General features: G+C 67.1%; 1 protein-coding gene and 1 pseudogene. Both read left to right on the plus strand.

Annotation, left to right across the window (positions count from 1 at the left end; genetic code table 11):
* Positions 1-255: 255 nt before the first annotated feature.
* Positions 256-1,641 (plus strand): S41 family peptidase, encoded by a 1,386-nt coding sequence (locus tag DBR10_RS16325; protein ID WP_108505905.1) that lies wholly within the window; start codon positions 256-258, stop codon positions 1,639-1,641.
* A gap of 92 nt (positions 1,642-1,733) precedes the next feature.
* Positions 1,734-2,297 (plus strand): annotated as a pseudogene (locus tag DBR10_RS20240) (divergent polysaccharide deacetylase family protein); the annotation flags it as partial.

Raw genomic sequence — 2,297 nt, forward strand, 5'->3', positions numbered from 1 at the left:
CGCCCCCGGACAATCGGTCGTGGCCGGTACGCCGGTCGGCAGGATGGCCGTGGGGACCTCCCTTGATCCGGAACTCTATCTGGAGGTCCGCGAGGACGGGGCTCCGGCCGATCCGGCACGCTGGTTGCAGCAGGGGTCGCAGTAGACGGCATTTTCAGCAATGATGGCCGTAAATGGAACGTTCTTTTCCCGCAGGGTCGAGGGCGAGTTGTCATAACGCGACGCACAACGTCGCCTGGGAAACTTTAGGGCCTTATGCGCAAGTACCTGCTCATCGGTGTTTCGGCCTTCGTCCTCGGTGCGGGGGCGATGGCATATGTCAGCCCGATCGCCCAGGCGAACATTCCGCCCAAGACCAAGACCTACCGCCTGCTGGAGCTGTTCGGCGACGTGCTCGGCACGGTCGAGGACCAGTATGTCACCGAGGTCGATGACAAGAAGCTGATCGAGGCGGCCCTGGACGGCATGCTGACCAGCCTCGATCCCCATTCGGGCTATCTGTCGCCGGACAGCTTCGAGGACATGCAGGACACCACCCGTGGCGAGTATGGCGGCCTTGGGATCGAGGTCACCAGCGAAGAAGGCGTCGTCAAGGTCATCTCGCCGATGGACGGCACCCCGGCCTCGCGTGCGGGCATCCAGGCCGGCGACTACATCACCGCCGTCAATGGCCAGAGCGTTCTGGGCCTGACGGTCAATGAGGCGGTCAAGCAGATGCGCGGCGCGCCCGGCGAGGCCGTATCCCTGACCATCGCCCGCGAGAAGACCGACCCGTTCGACGTCAAGCTGGTCCGTGAGGTGATCAAGCCCAAGGCCGCCATCGCCCGCATGGAAGGCGACTACGGCTATGTCCGCCTGCCCGGCTTCAACGAAAAGGCCACCGACGCCCTGGCCGGCTCGATCGCCGATCTCAAGGCCAAGAACCCCCAGATGAAGGGTCTGATCCTCGATCTGCGCAACAATCCCGGCGGTCTTCTGGACCAGGCGCGTGGCGTGGCCGACCTGTTCCTCGACGGCGGTGAGGTTGTCAGCCAGCGGGGTCGTGGCCCGCGGGACATCCAGCGCCTGAACGCGACGCCCGGCGACGTGCTGAACGGCCTGCCGATGGTGGTCCTGATCAACCAGGGCTCGGCCTCGGCGGCGGAAATCGTCGCCGGTGCCCTGCAGGACCGCAAGCGGGCCGAACTGGTCGGCCTGACCAGCTTCGGCAAGGGCTCGGTGCAGACCGTGATCCCGCTGCGCGGCGGGGCTGACGGAGCGCTGAAGCTGACTACGGCGAAGTATTTCACCCCGTCGGGCCGCTCCATCCAGAAGACGGGCATCGTCCCGGATCTCGAGGTCGCCCAGACCCGCGAGCAGGCCCAGGACATCGCCAATCGCGTCTGGTTCAGCGAGGCCAGTTTCAAGAACGCGCTCAATGCCGATGAAGGCAAGACCCGCCAGGGCACCCATGTCCCGGCCGAGGCTCCGCCTGCCGCCTTTGACGAAAAGAAGGGCGATTTCCAGCTTGAGCGGGCCGTGGCCGTGCTGAAGGCCGGCTCGGTCGAATCCGTGCCGAAACTGCCCAAGCCTGTGGCCAAGATCGCCGAAGTCACCGCCAAGGCTGCGGCCATGGGCAAGCCGCTTATCGAAAAGAAGTAGGCCGGCGTACGGCCTCCCCGACCCGGGGAGGCCATTTCGCCGCAGGACCTTGTTAACCATAAATTTGAAGCTTGCCGGCTAAGGTCGCCGCAATGGCCGCCATCTTTTCCCGCAAGCCCGCCTATGCCGCCGCCGTGCCAGCCACCGAGCCGGCCGGAGACCTCCGTGCGCGCCTGATGGCGGCGGCGTCCAACCCGTTCATCACCGCCGGCGGGGCGGGACTTCTGTTTCTGCTGTCCCTGCTCAGTCTGGTGCTGCTGACCGGCAATCCCAGTGCCGGAACCCCGGAAGTCCGGGCCGCTCTCACCGCCCTGGGGGCGACGCGCAATGCCCCGGAGGGCTGGCGACAGGCCCTGACCGAAGAGAGCGAGACGGAAGCCGCCTTCAAGCCGGATACGTTCGAGCTGTCCGAGAAGCCGGTGAGCCTGCACGCCGAGAACGAAGCGACCATCTCCGTGATGGGCGAGGTCGCGCCGCCCGTCGTGCCGACCGCAGGCGGCGGGATGCCGGCCGCGCCGATCGCCGGCCTGACCGCACCGGGCCCCGGCGGCGCGCCGCTGCCCATCATCAGCGTCGATGGCCGCACACCCGCCGAGGCCTATGCGCGGCCCTTCACCGCCAACGGACGCCCCCGGGTCTCTGTCGTCATCGGCGGG

The organism is Caulobacter sp. HMWF025, from assembly GCF_003060965.1.
Taxonomy (GTDB): domain Bacteria; phylum Pseudomonadota; class Alphaproteobacteria; order Caulobacterales; family Caulobacteraceae; genus Caulobacter.